At 43.3% G+C, this 21,861-nt stretch carries 23 protein-coding genes; 9 read left to right on the top strand and 14 right to left on the bottom strand.

The window, feature by feature from the left end:
• Window positions 1–138: 138 nt before the first annotated feature.
• Window positions 139–2,193, top strand: a complete 2,055-nt coding sequence (locus C7Y66_RS07185) for a serine/threonine phosphatase (protein ID WP_106545034.1) — start codon at window positions 139–141, stop codon at window positions 2,191–2,193.
• Window positions 2,194–2,197: 4 nt separating this feature from the next.
• Entirely contained in the window at window positions 2,198–3,421 is a 1,224-nt protein-coding gene (locus C7Y66_RS07180) for a protein kinase (protein ID WP_106545033.1), read from the top strand.
• Between the two features lie 266 nt (window positions 3,422–3,687).
• Here the strand turns inward: C7Y66_RS07180 and C7Y66_RS07175 are convergent, their stop codons facing one another.
• From C7Y66_RS07175 to C7Y66_RS32845, 4 genes are all read right to left on the bottom strand, one after another.
• Complete coding sequence (locus C7Y66_RS07175; RefSeq protein ID WP_015154334.1) at window positions 3,688–3,906, bottom strand: DUF4327 family protein; 219 nt, start codon at window positions 3,904–3,906, stop codon at window positions 3,688–3,690.
• Window positions 3,907–4,186: 280 nt separating this feature from the next.
• Window positions 4,187–4,762: a Uma2 family endonuclease gene (locus C7Y66_RS07170; RefSeq protein WP_106545032.1), complete on the bottom strand. Its 576-nt coding sequence runs from the start codon at window positions 4,760–4,762 to the stop codon at window positions 4,187–4,189.
• Window positions 4,763–5,022: 260 nt separating this feature from the next.
• Window positions 5,023–5,271, bottom strand: a complete 249-nt coding sequence (locus tag C7Y66_RS07165; RefSeq protein WP_106545031.1) for a type II toxin-antitoxin system ParD family antitoxin — start codon at window positions 5,269–5,271, stop codon at window positions 5,023–5,025.
• 57 nt (window positions 5,272–5,328) lie between these two features.
• Window positions 5,329–5,457, bottom strand: coding sequence for a hypothetical protein (locus tag C7Y66_RS32845; protein WP_255409943.1), 129 nt, complete (start codon window positions 5,455–5,457; stop codon window positions 5,329–5,331).
• A gap of 215 nt (window positions 5,458–5,672) precedes the next feature.
• Between C7Y66_RS32845 and C7Y66_RS07160 the strand changes: the two genes are divergently transcribed.
• A complete protein-coding gene (locus tag C7Y66_RS07160) occupies window positions 5,673–6,098 on the top strand; it encodes a M48 family metallopeptidase (protein WP_233222561.1) in 426 nt (141 codons plus the stop codon).
• A 137-nt stretch (window positions 6,099–6,235) separates the two neighbouring features.
• On the opposite strand, the gene C7Y66_RS07155 is transcribed toward C7Y66_RS07160, so the two are convergent.
• The 4 genes from C7Y66_RS07155 to C7Y66_RS07140 all read right to left on the bottom strand — a co-directional run bounded on the left by C7Y66_RS07155 (window position 6,236) and on the right by C7Y66_RS07140 (window position 9,817).
• Window positions 6,236–7,027 (bottom strand): hypothetical protein, encoded by a 792-nt coding sequence (locus tag C7Y66_RS07155; protein ID WP_106545029.1) that lies wholly within the window; start codon window positions 7,025–7,027, stop codon window positions 6,236–6,238.
• The gene (locus C7Y66_RS07150; protein WP_106545028.1) at window positions 7,027–7,536 is read right to left on the bottom strand and encodes a type IV pilin-like G/H family protein; all 510 of its coding nucleotides are present in this window, start codon (window positions 7,534–7,536) and stop codon (window positions 7,027–7,029) included. Before C7Y66_RS07150 ends, C7Y66_RS07155 begins: the two co-directional genes overlap by 1 nt.
• 112 nt (window positions 7,537–7,648) lie before the next feature.
• Window positions 7,649–8,194 (bottom strand): type IV pilin protein, encoded by a 546-nt coding sequence (locus tag C7Y66_RS07145; RefSeq protein ID WP_106545027.1) that lies wholly within the window; start codon window positions 8,192–8,194, stop codon window positions 7,649–7,651.
• 306 nt (window positions 8,195–8,500) lie between these two features.
• Window positions 8,501–9,817: a methyltransferase domain-containing protein gene (locus C7Y66_RS07140; protein ID WP_106545026.1), complete on the bottom strand. Its 1,317-nt coding sequence runs from the start codon at window positions 9,815–9,817 to the stop codon at window positions 8,501–8,503.
• A 251-nt stretch (window positions 9,818–10,068) separates the two neighbouring features.
• On the opposite strand from C7Y66_RS07140, the gene C7Y66_RS30935 reads away from it, so the two are divergent.
• On the top strand, window positions 10,069–10,212 hold the full coding sequence (locus C7Y66_RS30935; RefSeq protein WP_158265879.1) for a hypothetical protein: 144 nt from the start codon (window positions 10,069–10,071) through the stop codon (window positions 10,210–10,212).
• Between the two features lie 72 nt (window positions 10,213–10,284).
• Here the strand turns inward: C7Y66_RS30935 and C7Y66_RS07135 are convergent, their stop codons facing one another.
• Both C7Y66_RS07135 and C7Y66_RS07130 read right to left on the bottom strand, forming a co-directional pair.
• A complete protein-coding gene (locus C7Y66_RS07135) occupies window positions 10,285–10,629 on the bottom strand; it encodes a DUF86 domain-containing protein (RefSeq protein ID WP_106545025.1) in 345 nt (114 codons plus the stop codon).
• The gene (locus C7Y66_RS07130) at window positions 10,626–10,916 is read right to left on the bottom strand and encodes a nucleotidyltransferase family protein (protein ID WP_106545024.1); all 291 of its coding nucleotides are present in this window, start codon (window positions 10,914–10,916) and stop codon (window positions 10,626–10,628) included. The genes C7Y66_RS07135 and C7Y66_RS07130 overlap by 4 nt, the downstream gene beginning before the upstream one ends.
• Before the next feature lie 62 nt (window positions 10,917–10,978).
• Between C7Y66_RS07130 and C7Y66_RS32840 the strand changes: the two genes are divergently transcribed.
• Window positions 10,979–11,107: a hypothetical protein gene (locus tag C7Y66_RS32840; RefSeq protein ID WP_255409942.1), complete on the top strand. Its 129-nt coding sequence runs from the start codon at window positions 10,979–10,981 to the stop codon at window positions 11,105–11,107.
• 73 nt (window positions 11,108–11,180) lie between these two features.
• Here the strand turns inward: C7Y66_RS32840 and C7Y66_RS07125 are convergent, their stop codons facing one another.
• The 3 genes from C7Y66_RS07125 to C7Y66_RS30455 are packed head-to-tail and all read right to left on the bottom strand — an operon-like array spanning window position 11,181 to window position 11,971.
• Window positions 11,181–11,426: a hypothetical protein gene (locus tag C7Y66_RS07125; RefSeq protein ID WP_106545023.1), complete on the bottom strand. Its 246-nt coding sequence runs from the start codon at window positions 11,424–11,426 to the stop codon at window positions 11,181–11,183.
• The gene (locus C7Y66_RS07120) at window positions 11,395–11,676 is read right to left on the bottom strand and encodes a BrnT family toxin (protein ID WP_106545022.1); all 282 of its coding nucleotides are present in this window, start codon (window positions 11,674–11,676) and stop codon (window positions 11,395–11,397) included. The genes C7Y66_RS07125 and C7Y66_RS07120 overlap by 32 nt, the downstream gene beginning before the upstream one ends.
• Window positions 11,677–11,719: 43 nt before the next feature.
• Entirely contained in the window at window positions 11,720–11,971 is a 252-nt protein-coding gene (locus C7Y66_RS30455; protein WP_146149747.1) for a hypothetical protein, read from the bottom strand.
• Between the two features lie 155 nt (window positions 11,972–12,126).
• Between C7Y66_RS30455 and C7Y66_RS32315 the strand changes: the two genes are divergently transcribed.
• The 3 genes from C7Y66_RS32315 to C7Y66_RS07105 all read left to right on the top strand — a co-directional run bounded on the left by C7Y66_RS32315 (window position 12,127) and on the right by C7Y66_RS07105 (window position 18,577).
• Window positions 12,127–16,770 carry an SNF2-related protein gene (locus C7Y66_RS32315; RefSeq protein ID WP_106545021.1) on the top strand — a complete coding sequence of 1,548 codons (4,644 nt, stop codon included), beginning with the start codon at window positions 12,127–12,129 and terminating at the stop codon, window positions 16,768–16,770.
• A 21-nt stretch (window positions 16,771–16,791) separates the two neighbouring features.
• Complete coding sequence (locus C7Y66_RS07110; RefSeq protein ID WP_106545020.1) at window positions 16,792–17,667, top strand: SWIM zinc finger family protein; 876 nt, start codon at window positions 16,792–16,794, stop codon at window positions 17,665–17,667.
• A gap of 235 nt (window positions 17,668–17,902) precedes the next feature.
• On the top strand, window positions 17,903–18,577 hold the full coding sequence (locus tag C7Y66_RS07105; RefSeq protein WP_199197283.1) for a VWA domain-containing protein: 675 nt from the start codon (window positions 17,903–17,905) through the stop codon (window positions 18,575–18,577).
• A gap of 184 nt (window positions 18,578–18,761) precedes the next feature.
• Here C7Y66_RS07105 and C7Y66_RS07100 read toward each other — a convergent pair whose 3' ends face one another.
• Entirely contained in the window at window positions 18,762–20,573 is a 1,812-nt protein-coding gene (locus tag C7Y66_RS07100) for a polysaccharide deacetylase family protein (RefSeq protein WP_106545019.1), read from the bottom strand.
• Between the two features lie 419 nt (window positions 20,574–20,992).
• Here C7Y66_RS07100 and purC point away from each other — a divergent pair, with 419 nt between their 5' ends.
• The gene (purC, locus tag C7Y66_RS07095) at window positions 20,993–21,736 is read left to right on the top strand and encodes a phosphoribosylaminoimidazolesuccinocarboxamide synthase (RefSeq protein ID WP_106545018.1); all 744 of its coding nucleotides are present in this window, start codon (window positions 20,993–20,995) and stop codon (window positions 21,734–21,736) included.
• The last annotated feature ends 125 nt before the right edge of the window (window positions 21,737–21,861 follow it).

Raw genomic sequence — 21,861 nt, 5'->3', positions numbered from 1 at the left:
TATATCCTGCTATTATCTATAGCTCGAACTATTCCTGAGTAGGGAAAAGTGACTTGTGATGACTTGGATGGGTAGCCAGTTTTCTGCCGTCATCGGGGTTAAAACGGCTCCTAAAATGGGAAGACAAGGAAGTTAAAGATGCTGATTTGCCCCCAGTGTCAGAGCGAAAATGCCAATACCAACAAGTTTTGTCAAGGTTGTGGTACTCCCCTGACCTTCAAGTTTTGTCCTGAGTGCGGGACTCAGGTGGCTTTAAATGCAAAATTATGCCACAACTGCGGCGCTCAAACGGGGACAGTGTGGTGGGCGATCGTGATGGGAGTTGTAGAGGCGCAGGAAAGTTCGCCTGTTAGCAACTCAGGAGTCGTAGAAGTGCTGGACGTAGCAGGAGAACCAAAAATTGTAGAATCGCTCCCCAGCAGTATATCTCAGCAGAAATCAGAGGGAACTGCACCGCCTGCTCCCTTGGCTCTCTCACTTACCACTCACCACTCACCACTCACCACTTCTGCTTTACCAGCAGGAGCTTATTTAGATCTACAGCAGCGCTATCAGTTGCTCGATCCGTTGGAAATGCCTTTGAATCCAAGCGATCGCGTAGAGACGCAAGTGAGAGTCCTAGACTGCCAGCCATTTCAACTATCGCCCTTAGAAGCAGGCGCAAACGTGATGGTGGCGCAATCAATTCCCGCGATCGCCAAAACCTACATTGCCCTCAACTCTAAATTTGGGGAAAAATATCGTCAAAAGCTACCGAAAATCCACGATGCTTGGCAGCAGGGAAACCAGCAAGTGATCCTGATTGCCGATCGCTCCGATTGGCAAGACCTGATGCAGATGTGGCACGAACGCAGCACGACTCCAATACAGATTATGCAGTGGTTTGAGGATATGGTACGGCTGTGGCACGAACTGGAGCCTTGGCATTGTCGCCAAAGTCTATTGGAGCTATCTAACTTGCGCGTGGATGCGACTGGGAGTCTTGGATTGCAACGCTTGTATCCCGATCCACCTCAAGAAAATTTAACCTTGCAAGATTTGGGGCAGATTTGGCAGCAGTTATTTCAAGAATCTCAACGCACTAAATTTGGTTCCTTGGTAGAGCTACTGTTAGATTTAACTGCGGGCGACATCCAGACAACAGATGAGCTACAATCGCGCCTGCAAGCTACGAGTAGTGAATTACAATTAGATGCGATCGACGCACCTTATTCTCCTTCAGTATTGAATACACAGGAGGCAGCTGCCGATCGAGGAAAAGTTGGAGTAACTTTAAATAACTCTGCTGCACCAACTGTTATTCAAATGAACGAATCTCAAGAGAATTTTATGAAAAGCGAGGAGTTACCGACTTTAGTGCTGCCAATGCATTTGGTTAGCATTGAGGATGCGGGTAACACTGATGTCGGTCGTCAAAGGCATCATAACGAGGATTGTTTTGGTATCATCACCAAAGTTGATAAATACGTGTTTCCTAGCGATCGCACGATTGAGGCACAAGGTATTTATATTCTTTGTGATGGCATGGGCGGACACGCTGGCGGTGAGGTAGCCAGTGCGTTAGCAGTGAAGAAGCTACAAGAATACTTTCACGCTAATTGGCAACCGTACCAAGCTTTACCCAATGAAGCTTCCATCCGCGAGGCAATTCGCATTGCCAATCAAGGAATTTTTGACCTCAACCAGCAGGATGCCCGTTCGGGTGTCGGACGGATGGGGACGACTTTGGTACTCGTTCTCGTCCGCAACAATCAAATGACTGTAGCTCACGTTGGCGATAGCCGTCTCTATAGCTTCAGCCGCAAGCGCGGATTAGAGCAAGTCACCTTGGATCACGAAGTCGGACAGCGAGAGATTCTGCGGGGTGTGGAACCAGCGATCGCTTATGCTCGTCCTGATGCCTACCAGCTGACGCAAGCATTGGGTCCAAGGGACGAAAATTATGTCAATCCTGATGTCAGCTTTGTGGAATTGAATGAAGACACTCTGTTGATATTAGTATCGGATGGAGTTTCAGATAATGGGCTACTTGAGCAACATTGGGAAACCCATATCGAGCCATTACTTAACTCAGGCGCTAGTTTAGAACGAGGTGTCAGCGAATTGATTGAATTAGCGAATCAGTACAACGGGCATGACAATATTACCGTTGTCTTAGTACGGCTGAAAGTGCGCCCGAAGTTGGAGCATTAATCGTGTGGTCACGCTATATCTGCTACATCCAGAACAATCCAAACCCCTGCAACAATGGCAATTTAAGGATGCATCAATTATTCGGATTGGTCGCGCTCCTGACAATGATGTAGTTTTGGCAGATCCCCTAGTTTCCCGCCATCATTTACTGCTCCAGCAGCAAAATGGAGAAGATTCATCAAGTCACGTTTGGCAGCTGATCAATCAGGGGACGAACGGGACTTTTCTGGATGGCGTGTTAATCTCTCAAAGCGCGATCGTCGATGGGTCGATAATTCAACTAGCAAAAGGCGGACCTACTCTCAAGTTTCAATTTCAACCTGTCAGCACAGGAGCAGGGGAGAAGATTTGCACCCATAGCGGTAATGCGCCACAGAACCTATTCTGCATTCACTGCGGTCAGCCCCTTTCAGTACAGCAGACGATTCACCAGTATCAAGTGCTACGCATCTTGGGACAGGGGGGGATGGGAACGACATATCTTGCTTGGAATCCCAGCCAGAAAAACCATCTGGGGAACAATTCAACTCGCAAGTCTCAACCTCAATTACTCGTCCTGAAGGAAATGAATGCTGAAATTGCCAAGGTTGCCAAGGCTCAAGAACTGTTTGAGCGGGAAGCTAATGCCCTGAAGCATCTAAACCATGTAGGAATTCCCAAATATTACGATTTTTTCGTCGAAGATGGGAAAAAATACTTGGCGATGGAACTAATTCACGGTCAAAATTTAGAACAGATAATTTATAAATACGGTCCTGTCACCCCAGCAAAAGCGATTGGTTGGATGCTGCAAGCGTGTGAAATTTTAGACTACATTCACAGCCAAGAGCCACCGCTAATTCACCGCGATATTAAACCCGCTAATTTGATGTTGCGATCGCTCGATCATCGGATTGTGGTGCTAGATTTTGGTGCGGTGAAAACTGGTGGAACCGCTTTTGTGACGCGGATTGGGGCTGAGGGATATTGCGCTCCCGAACAAGAACGCGGACATCCATTAATTCAGTCTGACCTTTACGCGATCGGACCTACTTTAATTTTTTTGTTAACAGGTGAAGCACCGTATAAATTTTATCGTCCTAGTAGTAAAGGCTATCAATTTCAGTTGGATAGCATCCCAACTGTCACCCCCGAATTGCAGGCTGTCATCACACGGGTGACAGAGACTAAACCTAGCGATCGCTATGCCACGGCTAAAGAACTGGCAATAGCACTGAGCGAGTGTTAATTCAATATATCTCGGTTAGTGATGCAAAGATCCTGGAGATCCCCCAACCCCCTTAAAAAGGGGGCTTTAAGTTCCCCTCTTAAAAAGGGAGGTTAGGGGGGATCTTGCCTTAACCAAAAAGTATTGAGCGTTAATTCTGGAATTCATGTCTACACAAATAAAATCTGTTGCCGCAGACTGAATAGTAAGGTAGCCTACGCAGGTAGGCTTTGTTTGTATGCGCCTCAGACCTAATCGTCTGAGGGCAAATTTAATGCGGACAGAATTTATTCTTCGTCCCAAGCTTCTACCGATAGCAGTTCGCTGACGGGATCTTGCATGGAAAAGCCGAAATCCGTTAATTCCTGCTTCCAATAAGACCATTCATTACCAAATACGAGGGCAATTTTCCAGATACTATCTGTTGGTCTAACAATTTTGGATTCTACGAGCGAACGGATCTGGTGCTGGAACTTCACCATTGGGTGAATAACAGGCTGAGCCATAAGTTTTACTTAGATTTTCGATTGAGTTTGCTAAATACCTAACCTGAAACGCTTCCGAATTTTGATTAACACCGATGCGTGGAGTTTTTCTTCGGCGCAGAAGCAATTCTCTACTCTTGGTTCGGGAATTACTACTGTGCCAGTTGAGTAACTGGAATGCAGGGAAGTGAAATTGGACGCTAAAAGCGATTGGGTTTTCTTAGCTATGTAAAATATGATAACAATAATTGCTGCTCTTTGATGCAGTACGGTTAATTAGTATTAGGCGATCGCCCCCAACTTAGACAAAAATTCGCTGTAAATTTAACACGAAACCGGGCAGCACATCTTCACCAGATAAAGTTAAAGGAGCTAGCAAAACTTCTACTGGTTGTCCCAGGCGATAGATTTCAACTTGACGATCTTGAGGATTAATTAACCAACCCAAACGCGCACCATTATCCATATATTCCTGCATTTTAATTTGCAGATCTTCCAGAGCATCAGTGGGGGAGCGTAACTCGACTACAAAGTCAGGACATAGGGGAACGTAACCATCTTGCTGCTGTTGGCTCAAAGCATCCCAGCGCCGTCTTTCTACCCAAGAGGCATCAGGAGAACGTTTTGCCCCGTTTGGCAGCACGAACAAGACGTTGGAATCAAATCCTTCTCCCAAATTCAAGTTTGCTTCTACCCATGTATCTAATTGTCCAGTTATACTGCGATTCTTGCGGCTAGATGTTCCTCCTGTGGGTAGCACAACAATTAAATCTCCTGCTGCTGTTTGTTCAAAATTCCACTCTGGATTAGCTCGGACGATGCGATCGAACTCTGCATCCGAGAGTTTTAATGAATTTATCGTCAGGCTACTGTTCATTGCTGTGTTAAATCTACAGGCAATTCTTTTAATTCAAATGTATCATTGACTGGCGATCGCAGAATTCTAGTTTTGTTCGGTTGCGATCGCGTATTCTTTTTATATGCGATCGCAATTCTTTCTATGAAACTTGCTATATTTAGCTACAAGGGCAAACTAATAAAACCTCACCTCAATTATTTTCTCTCATATCATCGTCCAAAATTGCTTCAATATCTCTGGCACTATGAATGACTCGAAGAATTTCGATTCCTGAGTCACTAGTTAGTAATTCTCTCACGCACGGTTTGGCGAATGTCTTGCCAATCTTGAGCAGTAATCGGAGTTTCTTGACCAGAGGCTAGACCCTCCAATAATAAAGCTTCCAAACGCTCTTGGGCTTTACGCCCTCGATCTTGGCGCACTAATTCGCGAAAATACTCGCTAATTGTACTATAGCTACCGTTTGCCACTTGTTCTTCAACATAGGCTCGCATAGCATCAGGTAATGAGATATTGATGCTTTTCACAAGATTCCCCTAATTAACTTCTCTCTATATTTTGACAATTCTTGCCATTTCTTGTCACTACATATTTTTAGGCACGATCGCCATTAAGTACTCTTTAAGCAACTTGCTACATTGAACTGCAAATGCGAGTTGATAAGAAGCCACTGTTGTAGCAGAGTGCGATCGCACCTTCTCTGTAGAATGCATCTTTTTCTTAAACAAGTATTAAGTATTGAAGTCTCTTCCCGTAGAATTACTGAATTATGACTTTGTAATTGGTAAATAGATTGAATCTCTCCGTAAAATTGCGCTTGAGTAACCCCAGAAGGTAGCGTTAAATAGCTATGTCAGGGTGCTAAATCTACTTAAGTGCAAATACTTTGTAATTAATAGTAATGGAGGCGATCGCTCTTACATGAGAAGTGGGTAATTTAGAGCTATCCTTTACCCACAGTTTTTATATGCCTAAAAGACGAATCGAACGGATAGCTGCTGTTATATCAATTGTCTCATTCGGTGGCTCGATGATTTTTGGAGCTGTGCAGGCTGTTAGTAGTGTGAATCAGGCTGAAGAGATTCCTCCAGCAGTAGCTTCCACTGAATCATCATCTGTATCGTTACCAAAATCTGAAATGCAGGCTCAAGCACGGGAGTACGAAATTGTTTTAAAAAGCGAACCGAATAATCAAATTGCGTTAGAAGGATTGTTAAAAATTAGAATGCAGGCACAAGATCGCAAAGGAGCAATTCAACCATTAGATAAGTTAATTAAACTTAATCCTAACAAGCAGGAATATAAAACATTATTGGCGCAATTAAAACAGGAGGTCAGTAAAGGAAATAGATAAAAATTTATTGATTTAGCGTAGTAATATTGAGAACAATCGAAATCCAAGTAAATAATTTAAAATTTACTTCTTGCAGACAATTTAGACTTTATAGATCAAAAAGATATGTACTAGCTTCGCTTTTAGCGATAAAACATTCATTCTTTTGGTGCTATAACCTTGAAACCTCCATCTGCTCTTGTAACGATTTTCCCACCTAAAGCTTTAATTTGACTAATTGCTTGTTGCTGAGTTTTTTCATGTGGAGTACTCGATAAAACCAGCGCCCAAGCACCAATTCGAGATATTTTGCTTTTTGGATTTTTAGCCAAAAATGCAGCAGTCTGCCTAGTGCTAGCTGCTATTCTTTGGGCATCTGGGGTGTTGATTTTTTCTGCCCATTCTGCTGCCGTTTGATAGGATTCTTGAGCTGCTTTTGTGTCTCCCAAAAATAGCATTTCATCTACTCCTTTATATACCCAGATATAATATGACATGTAGGACATTTCAGGAGAAATTGACTGCAGAGCTTTTCCAAGTAGTGCAACGCTTTTCTGAGGTTGTCCAGCAAATATTGAAGTGGCTGGAGTAAGAAACCTATATGCTTCAACTAGGCGCGGATTGCGATCTACCACACCTTCAAAATATTCTGGACTGAGGGAATAGCCAATTTTTTCACGAACTTCGCTGTCACCAAAATATTGGATAAATCTTAAATAAATCCAATCTCCTAGTAAGTTACTAAATCCAAAAGAGGGAAGGTTTTTTAGTACATCTAAGCCAATTTTTTCAGTTTGCTCTTGCCTAACGTATTCAACCTTAGTAAGTGGAGAATGTTTTAGTTGCAGCCTGTTATGTTGAATTAAAACAACGCTACCTAGACAGAATACAATGACTGTAAATGTACCTGTAAGATGAGTCAGCTTTTGTACTTGCAGACTTAGTTTCATTAAAGTCTATTGCCACTCCTACAAGGATCTGTACTGATGTCAGGTGCTTCAGCAGCCCCGCCGATATTCTGGCTTTGGCAGAGGACAAGGCTAAATTGACCAGAATTATTATATATTCCTAAACTATAGTTTCTGGTAATACTAGCAGCAGGGTTTAGAGAAGTTGCTTGATGCTTAACTTTATTTGCATCGGCTACAGTTGGATTGGGGAAAGAATAATAGTTTCCTCTATTATCCTTTATAGCAATATCCAATTTAGTTAGATCGTCAGCAAAAATTGCTTTTTCAAAAAAGTAAGCTTGTTGAGCTTGTCCGAGCGCACTAAGCATTTCTCTTGCCTCTGCTTCTCTTGCTTTTCCAACTTGCGCCATTAAGTTAGGTAAGGCAACAGCTGATAAAATGCCAATGATAATAATAACAACCAGTAATTCAATTAGAGTAAATCCTTTATTCTTTCTCTGCTGTTTCAATTGAAACAGCAGATGGAGGACTAGGAGTTTGAGTTTCATAATTGTGGTTCCCCTAGCTCTTGCTTCATGTTCTTTCTAAAAAAGAACAGGTGGAGAGTTGTCCCTACCACCTGTTGGTTTGGATTAAGCAAGAGATGCTTGCTGGCTAGCTTTACTTAATTTCCTCGGCATTACCACTGCAACCTAGAGGTGTTGCGGCTCCATCAACAACAGAGTCAGGGTTAACGATATCACCCACAACTAGGGCAAAGTTAGGTCCTTGAGCATTGTTGGCGCGGCACATGATAGTATCAAAAGCCCGTGTTTTTTGATCGTACTGAACACCGCCAGCATAGTCTCTTGTACCATTGGCTGGATTACCTTTACCATTAGCAAGCTGAACTGCTGCTGCTGCTACGCTAACATTGTAGTAATCTTCTTTTCCTACTGGCACTTCTAGTTCGGCGATGGCGGCTGTAAAAGCTCCTTTCTCAGTAAATCGAGCTTGCTGAGCGCGGTTCAAAGCACCAACAACATTCTTCGCTTCAGATTCTCTTGCTTTACCAACTTGACCTAACAGGTTAGGTAGAGCAACAGCAGCGAGAACACCGATAATGATAACTACAACTAGTAGTTCAATTAGGGTGAAGCCTTCATTTTGATCTTTTTTCTTACCGAGGAAGAATTGCAGAAATTTAACTTTAAGTTCGGTCTTCATGAGATTCTTTTCCTTAAGGGGGCGAAGTGTGTGGCTCATTGCCTTGTTACAAGTAACTTACCCTCGTCCAAAACGGATCATGTCACCCTAAATCAAAATTCAGTGAATACCCACAGCTAGGAAATAGAACATAAAGAACCTATAAATTTTTTAGAAGGAATGCAGAAAGTTTTGTAGATATACTGAGCAAGGGTAGCTAAATGAGCAGGGGTAGGCTCAACAGGTATGCTTGAAACACAAGCAATACAGAGAAACCTACCCCTACATCTAATAGCGTAATTTGACCGATCTAGAAGCGATACTCAGTCAACAACGTTCGAGAAAAACATAACCGAGACTTTCTAGAGTAATCATGGTATCGATCAGTATTGCCCATGCTGCCTCTGCTGTAGTAGGTTCTAGGTTAACAGGGTTCAAGGGTCGTAACTGCTGCCACCGCGATACCAAAGCCTGCATTGACTGCGCCGCTTCCCATAATGGTAGAAGGCAAGCTGCTGTCATATTTTCTATTAGTAAAGGCTCATCGGTAACTGTCAAATGCATACCTAGTTCAAACTGCGATAGCTGTCTAATACATTTGATTAAATCTGCCTTCACTTCTGGCGTTTTCAGTTGAGGAACTATGTGTACCTTGGCTGCTTGCCAGTCAGTTCGCGTCCAATCAGCAATTGGGACAACGGGTTGACCTTGGTTAGGATGACCACACCAAAAGTCTAGCAGTCGGTGAGCCGGGTTTAATAGTTCAAATAAGTGGAGTTGTTCTTCTACAGTCGCTTCTGGCAAACTCATTGCCAAAAATGCTGGTAGATTGTCCGGTTCTTTGAATAGTTCACTCAACTTCCACTGTCGCCAATTCACCATGCTGATAAATTCCAGCTCGGCTGCTCTAATAATAGAAAACATCTCTGGAATAGTGAATCCTTTATCACCCTGAAGTAGATAATTCATCAGAATCCGCTCGTCATCGGTTTCCATTTTGGAATTCCAGGTAAGAGCTTTGAGCCTGACATTATCTTTCAATGCTTTCATCATCTCTCGCACCAATTCAACTTCCAAATCTTCAGGATTACCATCTGTCATCCCCATCATTTGGAAAACTTCTTGAGCGCGGAAATATAATACTCGCTGTAAGGCACTATGGAGATTGGCGCGGATAATTCCATCTGGTTTCAGCACTGACTTCATTGCCTGCAAGCCAGCGGATGGATCGGGCAGAAGATACAAAACTTCGTCACAATTGATATAGTCAAACTCTATACCTAGTTTAGGTAAGTCTTCAATTGAAGCTACATGAAATTCAGTATTTTCAAATCCATGATGTTTTAATCGTTGTTGCGCCAGTTCAACCGATGCTTCTGATATATCTACTCCAACTATCTTGGCTCCTGGATTAGCTTCAGCTAGAACCAGAGCCATGTAGCCACTTCCGCATCCGGCATCTAAAATTATTTTGCCTTCTGTCTCAATAAATTTTTGGTTTCTTGAATAGTAAGCAATAGAAAAGTTGTGGAAATAGAGCAACTTAGTATTGTTCTTAGGTGAAGCTTCTAATGGAGTTCTGGGATAAGGACCAGCATTGTACTGCTGGCGAATTTTCTCGGCAATTTCAATTACATTATTCATGGGCGATCCGCTCCTGATGCTGATTTCGTCACTGACTTCAGCTAGTATGCCCACAACTACACCAAATCTCCTAAAGTCTTAATGGAGTGAAACTTTCAGGGAATAGTTATTGAGTCAAAAGTCAAAAGCATGGGGCGAATAGAATTCGCGGCTACACAGGCAAAGTCCGCCTTCGCAGACTATTAAGGTTCGCCCTTTGGTAAAGTTGGGATGCGATCGCCCTTTGGTAAAAGTAGAAATGCGATCGCCCTTTGGTAAAAGTAGAAATGCGATCGCCTATTGGGAAAGTAGCAATGCGATCGCCTGTTGGTCAAGTAGAAGTGCGATCGCCCTTTGGTGAAGTAGGAGTGCGATCGCCCTATAGAAGAGTAGAAATGCGATCGCCCTTTGGGTAGAATTGGGGTGCGATCGCCTGTTGGTAGAGTAGAAATGCGATCGCCTTTAGTAGAGTAGAAATGCGATCGTCGTCAAAGTCTCTCGTCCAACTCCCGCAAAATCAACGAAACTTGCTGCTTTAGGTCTGGTAAGTTACGTTCTACCACATTCCAAACTTCATTAATGTCTACGCCTAGATAGTCGTGAATCAATACATCTCGAAACCCAGCAATCCGCCGCCAGGGAACTTCTGGATATCTCTGCTTCAAATCCTGAGAAACCCGTTTAACTCCCTCTCCAATCAACTCAAAATTGCGGCTCACTGCATCTTGAATGATGAGAGACTGTAAAAAAACATCCCTTCCACCCTGAGTATAAAGCTCTATGCGCTGGATACGCTCAGCAATGTCTGTCAAGTAAAATCGATCGTCTCTCACAAAAGTAATGCCTCGTTGAGAATGCGATCGCGTAAGCATTGCCGTAGTCCTTGCTCGGTCGCCACATCTACCTTTATTCCTAAAAGATCTTCTAAATCTTGAATAAGTGCGATGCGATCCAAAAGACTACGACTCGGCTCTAGTTCTACTAGAAAATCCACATCGCTATCTGGTCTGGTTTCCCCACGAGCTACCGAGCCAAAAATTCGTACATGAGACGCACCGTGCTGGGCAGCAATGCGGAGAATGTCTTTCCGCCTTTCTTGCAACAGTTCATGAACACTCATGGCTTAACTATCTCTAATGCTCTTGTATTATTATCTCGACTTTAAAGCAACAGGGAATATTTGTGGCAAAATCAACCATGCAAATACGCGATCGCCCGTTGGTAGAGTCGGAATGCGATCGCCCTATAGTAGAGTCGGAATGCGATCGCCCTATAGTAGAGTCGGAATGCGATCGCCCTATAGTAGAGTAGAAATGCGATCGCCCTTTGGGTAGAGTTGGGATGCGATCGCTTGCGAAAAAATAACGATACTTAGTCTAGTAACTCAGTCTTTCGTTTCTGACTTGCTCTCAGGTCTAGAGATGAGTTCTCCATAAACGGCTTGCTCTGCATCCCATGTTTCTCGCGCATGTTCTGGAACCATATTTCGTTGGATGCCTCTTGCCAACCGAGGTGTATACTTGCCTCGCACTCCACCTCGAAAATCGTACTCATCGCGTAGATCTAAATCTGAGTTAGTCTTTTCATCTTGAGGAGGTTTAGGTACTTTCTTCGTAGGTTCTGCGTTCATAGCGTGTAGCTCGTCGGGCGCTGATGATACGAATATTGTCTCCCCGATCGACGAATACGACAACCAACAGCCGTCCTCGGTTGGAAGAGCCGATAATTATATATCTTTGTTTGCTCTGCGAATGGTTGGGATCGTCAATCGCGATCGAAAGTGAGTCGAGAAATACTGTAGTGGCTTCTACAAACGAGATCTCATGCTTAACTAAATTCTGCTGCGCCTTGTTTTCATTCCACTCAAAGCCCTCAATCATCTAAAAACTGAATTCCTCAACACCATTTCGTGTTAAACCCGAGCTAACACTCAAGACTAATTATGTCAGACAACGCTAATGTAAAAAACAAATTGCACCTTGTGGTAAAAGTAGAAATGCGATCGCACCTATTGGTAAAGTTATAAACGCGATCGCCTGTTAGTACAGCGGGAATGCGATCGCTGGGTAAGATGTCATGGCAGAAATGAGATCGTCTTGTGGTGAAGTATGAATGCGATCGCCCTTTGGTAGAGTCGGGGGTGCGATCGCCCTTTGGTAGAGTGGATGAGTACATGAGTCCGATAACTCCGCTAAGCTATGATAATGCCCCATCGGTATTCTGCGATCGCGTCACGACAAAAATAATTGTATTTCTTCTAGAATAAGTTATTCAGCTATTCAGCCTAAAATACAACTCATCAGCCTGGTGCATATTGACTCGTCGAACATATGGCAATTTTACACTGTAATTGGATTCAAAAAGACCAGCAAAGCTATCTATTTGTTTGGGGTGAAGTTTGGCGTTCTTTAGTAGGAGATATCGAGATAAACTCGGCTACAGACGTTCCCGTTCACCCTTTAGCAATGACAGCTCACGAACTATTAGAATGGTGGCGTGGCTCAGATATTTCTATTCCTAAATCTTTATCTTTATCAGAGCAAAAGCAGGGGCGATCGCAGAAAAATAGCGAACCGTCACCGACGAGCGACCTCCCAATTTTAAACCAAACTCTTGCCTTACCAAGCATAGAGACTCAGAAACAAAAAAAAATCTCGCTCCGTCCATTGTATTCTGCTCCTATAACGGAAGAAAACGACGAACGAGAAACTACAAAATCTCAATTTTTCTATCCGTGGCAAGTTGAAGGTTTTTACCTAAAACCGCAAGAGGCGATCGCATTTTTAACATCACTACCTTTAGCCGTCGATCGCCCAGAAAATTCGTGGATGGGAGGCGATTTACGCTTTTGGTCGCAAGTAGCCCGATGGAGTTTAGATTTACTCAGTCGAGGCAAATTCGTTCCTACTTTGAGTCAACAAAATCACGATTCTAACAATAATGTTATGGCTCGTTGGCGATCGCTCCTCGACAGTGCGATCGATTCCTCGCGGTTGGCAAAATTTGCCAAAGCAATGCCTGCAGTTTGTTGTTTTTATCAGAATACAAGAATTGTAGGGGCGCACAGCCGTGCGCCCCTACAGATCGAATTCCCATTACTGCCGCAGGAATTAATCTTAGAATTTCTCAACGATACAATTGACGCACAGGTTAGAGCGATCGCCCAAAATAATTCACAAAATAATTCTTTCTCTACTGTACCTTCACCACTGAAAGAATGGTTACAAAGTTTGGTTGCTGTTGACGCAAAAATAATAGCAGAGCTAGCACAATTAGAACGCTTAGACGTAATTGTCAAAGCTTGGACTGCACCAATTCAATATCAATTAGAAGGGCGAAGTTTATTTCGGACTTGTTTTCAGTTATCTCCTCCAACTGAAGGTAAGAATAATTGGACTCTAAGTTACTATCTACAAGCAGTAGACACGCCCGAATTTATTATTGATGCAGCTACAATTTGGCAGCATCCAGTTGCTAATTTAGAGTATCGTGACCGCACGATCTCGCAACCGCAGGAAACTTTACTGAGGGGTTTGGGATTAGCTTCAAGACTTTATTCTCTAATTGCACCAAGTTTAGAACAACCATTTCCTCAATCTTGTAGCCTCAATCCCCTACAAGCATACGAATTTATTAAATCAGTCGTATGGCGATTTGAGGATAGCGGTTTGGGTGTGATTTTACCCTCCAGTTTAGAGCGCGAGGGTTGGGCAAATCGCTTAGGATTAAAAATTAGTGCCACAACTCCGAAGAAAAGCGATCGCCTGGGATTGCAAAGCCTACTGAATTTTAAATGGGAATTGGCGATCGGCGGGCAAACTTTATCGAAAGCAGAATTCGATCGCTTGGTGAAGTTAAACAGTCCCCTAGTCGAAATTAACGGCGAGTGGGTAGAATTGCGTCCCCAAGATATCAAAACAGCCCAAGCTTTCTTTACGGCGCGTAAAGATAACTTGAATTTAAGTCTAGAAGATGCTCTGCGATTGAGTACGGGCGACACCCAGACGATTGAAAAGCTTCCTGTCGTCAGTTTTGAAGCATCAGGGGCGCTGCAAGAATTAATGACAGCACTAACAGATAACCAAGCGATCGCACCTTTAGCCACACCAGAGGGCTTTCGCGGCAAATTGCGTCCCTATCAAGCACGGGGTGCGGGGTGGTTGAGTTTTCTCGAACGTTGGGGCTTAGGTGCGTGTCTGGCGGACGATATGGGGTTGGGTAAGTGCGTAGCGAAAGATACTTTAATTTATATTAACGGTACGCTCCAGCCAGCAGAAAAAATTTGGGACAATTATGCCACAGAGACACAATTTGATGGCGAAGGATTCTGGGCTAGTTCTACACAGCAGTTACTAGTTAATTCAATTGATGAAAACACTGGCAAAATTGTCCAAGCTCCTATCCGCAAATTATATCGGCAGCTAGTGCATGAAAAACTCAGAAAAGTGACGCTGCAAGATGGCAGCAGTATCACAATTACTCATCGTCACAAACTATTGACCGATCGGGGTTGGACAAATCAGTTGCAGGTGAACGATTATGTGTGCGTACCTGCAAAAGCAGAGTGGAAAGGCAAGCCAGAAGATTCAGATTTAATTAAGTTTGTGGCTTGGCAAATTGCCGAGGGACATGAATTATCCGATCGCGCTACCGTCAACATTTCGCAAAAAGATACTACGCTTTTAAAAGAACTACTGCAAATCTTTCAAAATCTTAGCGATCGCTACCACTTGAAAATTAATCAGCCTAGCATTTGTTATTTTCCTGACAAAGTTCCCACACTTCGGATCGATAGTCAAGCCTATCGAAGATTTTTAGAAGCTAAAGGGTATGTTTGGGGCAAGCTATCGGCAGAAAAAACAATTCCATCTTTCATTATGCAGGCTGATTTGGATAGTATACGTATCTTTTTACGTAACTATTTTGATGCTGAGTCATCTGTTATCTCTAATATGCGAACTCTTGAAGTTTCAACAGCTTCACCAATACTGATTCAACAGCTATCAATACTGCTACGGCAGTTTGGAATCTGGCTACAAATTTCACCTAAACAGAAGTGTGCAACAAATGGAAGTCGCATATATCGCACTTACTATATAGGTACTATTGGAGGTAATAGCATTCGGAGATTTTTGCAAGAAATTGGATTGGACATCTCTAAAAAACGGCAGATTCTAACAGCAATTTGTCAACCTGTCAGCAACACAAACATTGAAGGAATTCCTGCTGTCGATATTGATGCTCAAGCGGTTAAAGTCACTGGAATTCCTTTGAGACACTTCGGTATGCATAACACTGTTTATATCAATGGGACGCAGCAATTTTCTAAAGATAGCTTAGAGCGAGTTGTAGCTGGAATGAATTCCATTATTAGTGGAGAGTCTCAGCAACAGTATCAGATGCTAAAACCTTCTAAATGGACAGTTCAAACTCTTGCGGCGTATGCTCGATTAGATATAGAACAATTATCACTTGCAAAGCAATCTTTAGAAAATCTGCTCACTCAGGAAGTATTCTACAGTAAAATTAAAAATATCGAAGAGGTCGAATATGAAGGATGGGTTTATGATTTTGAAGTGAGCGATTATCACAATTTTGTTGCCAATAACATTATTTGTCATAATACAATTCAATTCATCGCTTTTCTGCTCAATCTCAAGCAAAAAAAAGCATTAGAAAAACCAACTTTACTAGTTTGTCCTACTTCTGTATTGGGAAACTGGGAACGGGAGGTAAGAAAATTTGCCCCACAGTTAAAAGTATTGATGTATCACGGGGATAAAAGACCAAAAGGTAAGACATTTGAGCAAACTGTCGCAGGTAAGGATTTAGTTATTACCAGTTATGCTTTGATATATCGCGATTTAAAAACTCACCAAAGTGTTTCTTGGCAAGGAATTGTTTTAGATGAAGCACAGAATATTAAAAATTCTGAAGCCAAGCAATCTCAAGCAGCGCGTCAATTAGAAGCCCAATTTCGGTTTGCTTTGACGGGTACGCCAGTAGAAAACAGATTGCAAGAATTGTGGTCAATTCTAGATTTTATCAACCCTGGTTATTTAGGACAAAAGCAATTCTTTCAAAGACGATTTGCAATTCCAATTGAGAAATATGGCGATGCAGCTTCTTTAAAAACATTGCGATCGCTAGTTCAACCTTTTATTTTGCGACGATTAAAGAGCGATCGCAGTATTATTCAAGACTTGCCTGAAAAACAGGAGATGACTGAATTTTGTGGTTTATCTCCCGAACAGGCAAAACTGTACGAACAATTAGTTGAAACATCCTTAGCTGAAATTGATGCTGCTGATGGAATTCAACGCCGAGGGATGATTTTGGCACTACTAGTAAAATTAAAACAACTATGCAATCATCCAGGGCAGTTTTTGAAAGAAACAACGCTGAAAGAACCACAGCGATCGGGTAAATTGATTCGGCTACAAGAGATGTTAGAAGAAGCAATTTCAGAAGGCGATCGCGCTTTAATTTTCACTCAATTTGCGGAATGGGGCAAATTATTAAAACCGCATTTAGAACAAAAGTTAGGTCGAGAAATCTTTTTCCTCTATGGTAGTACTTCCAAGAAACAAAGAGAGGAAATGATCGATCGTTTTCAGCACGATCCACAGGGTCCACCCGTGATGATTTTGTCTCTCAAAGCTGGGGGAACGGGATTAAATTTAACGCGGGCAAACCACGTATTTCACTTCGATCGCTGGTGGAATCCAGCCGTAGAAAACCAAGCCACAGATCGGGTATTTCGGATCGGACAAACTCGTAATGTTCAAGTTCACAAATTTGTTTGCACGGGAACGTTGGAAGAGAAAATTAACGACATGATTGAAAGCAAAAAAGCCTTAGCAGAGCAAGTGATAGGCGCGGGTGAGAATTGGTTAACTGAATTAGATACAGACTCTTTACGTCAATTATTAGTGTTGGAACGCAATGCGGTAATTGAAGAGAATGAGGATTAACAATAACTGTAGGAAGATACAATGACTACAAACCAAAGCTTTCAAGCCAGCCGAGAATGGTGGTCGCAACGCTGGTTAGATTTATTAGATTCCTATCGGTTTAAAAAGCGGTTAGAACGCGGTCGCAACTATGCACGACAGGGAAACATTTTAAATATCAAATTTGAAGGTTCTCAAGTATTAGCACGGGTGCAAGGAACAGATCCAGAACCATATAAAGTTTCACTATCTTTAGAAAAATTTGATGACGAACAGTGGGGATATGTTGTAGAAACTATGTCTCAAAAAGCAGTTTATGCAGCCAAATTACTAGCAGGAGAAATGCCGCAAAACATAGAAGAAGTTTTTACTGCTAATGGTTTATCTTTATTTCCTTTTACCCTATCAGAAGTCAAAAGTCACTGTTCTTGTCCCGACAAAGCCAACCCTTGCAAACACGTCGCTGCAGTTTACTATCAACTCGGCGATCGCTTCAGCGAAGATCCCTTTGTGCTGTTTCAACTACGGGGACGCACTAAGGATGAAGTTCTGACTTCCTTAAGAGAATTTCGGAGTAAAGAAGAAAAGTCAAAAGTCAAAAGTCAAAAGTCAAAAGTTAAAAGTCAAAATTTCCCAACTCCTGACTCCCGTATGGGCGGGTATGGAAACCCACCCCTACTGACTCCCTCATTTTGGCAATACAATGAATCACTCGACCCATCATTAGTAGTCATAGCACCGTCACTCAGCGGCGAAACAGTTTTAGATGTCTTAGGAGAAATTCCTGTGGCAGAATTAGAGACTGATGAAGCAGATCGAGGTGATGCTACTGCATCTGAAATGGTACAAAAATACTTAACTGACATTTACCAACAAGCCAGCCAACAAGCCGCGATCGCAGCGATGAGTACTGGATGAGGGGCTGGAGAATTCACGCATTCACGTATTCACGCATTCAAAATTCGCCACTCTCTCCCCAACTACCAAATATCCATTACCAATTACCGCATCCCATACTCCACAACCTATTAGCCGACAACTGACAACTGATAACCGATAACTGATAACTGACAATGGGTGGAATATATGGCGATCGCGTCGTTTAATAAACTAAGGTCTTAAATCTTAATGTTGTTTATTTTCTGACTCAACTATGGCTGAAGCTTTGAAACTTGAAGATGCGGTGGAATTTGCCGAAAACCCAGAACCGCGCTGTCCGTGCGTCCTACTGTTAGATACTTCTGGCTCCATGCAGGGAGTCGCTATTGACGCTCTTAATGAGGGTTTGCGCACTTTCAAAGAGGAACTCGACCAAGATAACTTAGCGCGAAAGCGGGTTGAAGTGGCGATCGTCACGTTTGGTAGTGACGTGAAAGTAGCGCAGGATTTCGTCACGGCTGACATATTTGAACCACCTAGCCTATCAGCTCAAGGCTTAACTCACATGGGTGGGGCAATTCTTCAAGGGCTAGATATGATCGAAGCCCGTAAAGGTCAATATCGTAGTAATGGCGTGAATTACTATCGTCCTTGGGTGTTTTTGATCACGGATGGCGAACCGCAAGGAGAACCAGACAGTATCATCGACCAAGCTACCCAGCGGATTCGCGACGATGAGGCAGGTAAGCGAGTTGCTTTCTTTGCTGTAGGGGTAGAATCAGCTAACATGACGCGCTTGAGTCAAATCGTCGTCCGCAGCCCCTTAAAGTTACAAGGATTAAACTTCAAAGAGCTGTTTATCTGGCTATCGGCAAGTATGCAGCGGGTTTCTCAATCCAAACCAGAAGATCAAGTTGCTCTCCCACCGCCTGGGTGGGGCGTAGTCTAAATCAGTGACCAGTGACCAGTGAACAGTGACCGATATTTGTCTGTTGCGATCGCTGTCAAACCTTACGATTCTGTTTCTCTTGACAATAGATTTACCTCTCTTTTGCCCCCCTTAAAAAGGGGGGTTGGGGGGATCTTCCAAGGCACAGTTTCAGTGAAATAGTAGGGCGACTGTTTACAGCCTCTCATTTAGCATTCACTACCAAACAACTAGCTTTCTCTTCTCCGTCTGGTGGCAGTAGGGCGACAACGTGAGGCACGGGACGGGGGGTATAAGGAACTAATAATTCACCCTTGTAGACAAGCGAAGAACTGTCGCCAGAGTCGAGCATCACCGCATCTCGCAACCCAGCTTTAGCTAATACTGCACCTAGCCTTACAGCATCGACATTTCTCGGAGCCACGCCAATTGTGGGCTGTCCTGCCTGGTTAATTCCCCAGAAAGCTCGACGACGCGCCGCATCGAAACCAAATAAGTTACCAAAAGACTCTCGCGATCGCGGTTGTCCGTCTTTTACCAGCCAAGCAGCAGCGACAAAAGCATCTGTTACGTCTGACATCTCCGCCTGGATTCCTTCTAACGTGTTGTGTAAGAAGGGATCGAAGGGAATATATTTAACTGCTTGAGTCCCAATTAATACTAACGGTCTACCTGCAAGCCTAAGATTCTCACTTGCATTACCAGGGACAAAGTTACTCGCTTTTTGACTGAGTACGGGACCGATCATAATGTTGGAATTGATGACTTTGAGCGAGAAAAAGCCCCCATCTACGCCCGCAACTGCGGCAGTATCAGCTAAGATCTCCGGGACTTGATAGCGACTTTTGGCATGGATCGTCATTGGTCTACCACCAGAGATTAATAACAAGTAGGTGCGATCGATGGTGGTTTTGTTGACGGTGACATTGGCAGAAAAATCGAATTCTTCTCCCCACTTAGGAATTTTCATGCCACCTGAAGTTTGAGAGAGAATGCTAGATTCTGGGTTGGCGATCGCCCGTGCTAAATTAGATTGACCGAAGCGATCGATGGCAAGTAAACTTTCCGAGTCGCCAGCAAAGCGTTCGTCGTTGTCGTTCATCGTCAGCGCCGATAGATAACCAGCCTTCTTGACTGCTGCGGCAACTTTTTGGTTATATTTCCCAGCCGGATAAGTAAAGTAGCGGATCGATATACCTAGCTTAGTTTCCAAAATCTGTTTGGATTTAGTCACTTCCATCTGGAGTTTGTCGTCGGACAGGCGACGCAAATCTTCAGGATGAGTGACGCTGTGAGCTGCAACAGTAATTAACGGATCTGCTGCCATTTCCTTCAGTTGTTCCCAACTGACATGACTTCTACCGACGTTGTTGCCTACCCCAGAAGTATAAATAGAAAACACGGCTGGATAGCCATATTTTTTTAGAAGTGGATAAACATATTCGTAATGTCCCCCGTAGCCGTCATCAAACGTTAACATAATCGGCTTTTCTGGCAAGGGTAAACCCGTCCGCAGATGAATGACGAGTTGGTCGTAACTGATGGGGGTAAAACCCTGTTGTTTAATAAATTGAAGATGCTGCTCGAATTCTTGGGGCGTGACATCAAAAAAGACTTGTTTTTTGGGCAAGATGTCGTGATACATCAAGATGGGAACCTTTGCCAATTTTGCCCTTTCATTGATAGTGGGGTAAGGGCTGGAATTGAAATAGGCAGCTAATTGGGGTCCCAACTTCAAGCTGAGAAACTCAAAGAGTTTGGTTTTATCTTCTGTCCAATTTGTCGTCTGAAGCAACTGAGTTGCCAAGCTAGTAAGTTCGGTTCCATAAGGCGAAGCTTGCGGACAATGACTTAAAGACGGTGCTGGTGTTGAGGAATTGTTTTGCTTTTCTTGCGCTTGAGCTACAGTTGCAAAAAGCGACACGGAAAAAGTCAGCGTTACTGACAGAAGTAGTTTTGACAGCACCGGACTGAAATATTGAGCAGTAAAAAACCGATAAAAGCAAGTTGACAACATGGGTATCTACAAAAACGAGCGAGACTCTTAGATTCTGAGCCAATAAAGTTTTAGCCAAGTGTAAGCCATTCCCAAAAGTGAGACAATTACACCCTAATCGCAATGCATTAAAAGTCTAATATCTACTGCTTAAGTTCCCGCTAAGGCAGCTTTAAGTTAGTGCAAATACCGTGAGGAATATAAGTCGGGAGTCGGGGAAGAGAGCAGAGGGGTTTCAGGGGCTTCAGGTGCAAGAACTGTCTTCACGCAGTGTAGCGTAGCGTTTACTGTCAACCAACTACCAATTACCAACTACCAATTACCAATTACCAACTACCATCAACTCCATTCCCTGACTCCTCATTTAAGTGTCCAATAGTGGCTAAAATGATTAAGCCTGTACCTGGCAAGCTAGAACGCTAATCAAGAGTAATCCTGAAATGGTTGCACGATCGCTGCTCTACGAAGGCAAAGCCAAAATTGTTTACACGACAACAGAGCCAGAAATATTACTGGCACATTTCAAAGACGATGCCACTGCCTTTAATGCTCAAAAGCGAGGCAGTATTGTCGGCAAAGGAGAGATTAACTGCACCATCTCCACTGTGTTGTTTCAGTATTTAGAAAAGCAAGGCATTCCGACACACTGGCTGGAAAGCATTAGTGCCAATCAAATGCGCGTCAGGCGATTGCAAATCTTGCCGTTAGAGGTGGTCGTCAGGAACATTGCCGCAGGGAGTCTCTGTCAACAAACAGGATTACCTCTAGGGACAGTTTTGAAACAGCCGTTGGTAGAGTTTTATTACAAAAACGATAGTTTAGGAGATCCCTTATTGACGAGCGATCGCCTCTTTTTGCTAGAGCTAGCAACTCCAGAACAAGTCAACCAATTACAACAAATGGCGCGCCAAATTAATCGCTATCTGAGCGAATTTTTCCAGCGTTGCGATATGACCCTGGTAGACTTCAAGCTAGAGTTTGGGTACGATGCTCAGGGACAGTTACGGCTGGGTGATGAAATTAGCCCCGATACTTGTCGTTTATGGGACGTAGCTGAAACAGACCCTAATCGGCGAGTCATGGACAAAGACCGTTTCCGTCGCGACTTAGGCAATGTCGAAACTGCCTACCAAGAGGTGCTGCGTCGCGTGTTAGCTCAAGGTAATGAGGGAGACGGGAATTAGGGAGTCGGGAGTCGGAAGTGGGAGACAAGGAAGACAAGGGGGACAAGGGAGACAAGGGAGATAATTTTAACCTCAACGTTCAAAAATAATTGCGAATTACGAATTACGAATTACGAATTTTGATT

The sequence above is a fragment of the Chroococcidiopsis sp. CCALA 051 genome (assembly GCF_003015105.1).
GTDB classification, from domain to species: Bacteria; Cyanobacteriota; Cyanobacteriia; order Cyanobacteriales; family Chroococcidiopsidaceae; genus Chroococcidiopsis; species Chroococcidiopsis thermalis.
The sequence above is the reverse complement of the archived record's forward strand: the minus strand, read 5'-3'. Positions and strand labels throughout refer to the sequence as shown.

Bases quoted from the DNA above. Each gene is read 5' to 3' on its own strand.
- C7Y66_RS07125 (WP_106545023.1), bottom strand. From the start codon at position 11,426: ATGAACGCAGAACCTACGAAGAAAGTACCTAAACCTCCTCAAGATGAA.
- C7Y66_RS07170 (WP_106545032.1), bottom strand. From the start codon at position 4,762: ATGAACAGTAGCCTGACGATAAATTCATTAAAACTCTCGGATGCAGAG.
- C7Y66_RS30455 (WP_146149747.1), bottom strand. From the start codon at position 11,971: ATGTACTCATCCACTCTACCAAAGGGCGATCGCACCCCCGACTCTACC.
- C7Y66_RS07110 (WP_106545020.1), top strand. From the start codon at position 16,792: ATGACTACAAACCAAAGCTTTCAAGCCAGCCGAGAATGGTGGTCGCAA.
- C7Y66_RS07155 (WP_106545029.1), bottom strand. From the start codon at position 7,027: ATGAAACTAAGTCTGCAAGTACAAAAGCTGACTCATCTTACAGGTACA.
- purC (WP_106545018.1), top strand. From the start codon at position 20,993: ATGGTTGCACGATCGCTGCTCTACGAAGGCAAAGCCAAAATTGTTTAC.
- C7Y66_RS32845 (WP_255409943.1), bottom strand. From the start codon at position 5,457: ATGCATTCTACAGAGAAGGTGCGATCGCACTCTGCTACAACAGTGGCT.
- C7Y66_RS07175 (WP_015154334.1), bottom strand. From the start codon at position 3,906: ATGGCTCAGCCTGTTATTCACCCAATGGTGAAGTTCCAGCACCAGATC.
- C7Y66_RS07145 (WP_106545027.1), bottom strand. From the start codon at position 8,194: ATGAAGACCGAACTTAAAGTTAAATTTCTGCAATTCTTCCTCGGTAAG.
- C7Y66_RS07100 (WP_106545019.1), bottom strand. From the start codon at position 20,573: ATGTTGTCAACTTGCTTTTATCGGTTTTTTACTGCTCAATATTTCAGT.
- C7Y66_RS07185 (WP_106545034.1), top strand. From the start codon at position 139: ATGCTGATTTGCCCCCAGTGTCAGAGCGAAAATGCCAATACCAACAAG.
- C7Y66_RS07150 (WP_106545028.1), bottom strand. From the start codon at position 7,536: ATGAAACTCAAACTCCTAGTCCTCCATCTGCTGTTTCAATTGAAACAG.
- C7Y66_RS07140 (WP_106545026.1), bottom strand. From the start codon at position 9,817: ATGAATAATGTAATTGAAATTGCCGAGAAAATTCGCCAGCAGTACAAT.
- C7Y66_RS07120 (WP_106545022.1), bottom strand. From the start codon at position 11,676: ATGATTGAGGGCTTTGAGTGGAATGAAAACAAGGCGCAGCAGAATTTA.
- C7Y66_RS07130 (WP_106545024.1), bottom strand. From the start codon at position 10,916: ATGAGTGTTCATGAACTGTTGCAAGAAAGGCGGAAAGACATTCTCCGC.
- C7Y66_RS32315 (WP_106545021.1), top strand. From the start codon at position 12,127: ATGGCAATTTTACACTGTAATTGGATTCAAAAAGACCAGCAAAGCTAT.
- C7Y66_RS07105 (WP_199197283.1), top strand. From the start codon at position 17,903: ATGGCTGAAGCTTTGAAACTTGAAGATGCGGTGGAATTTGCCGAAAAC.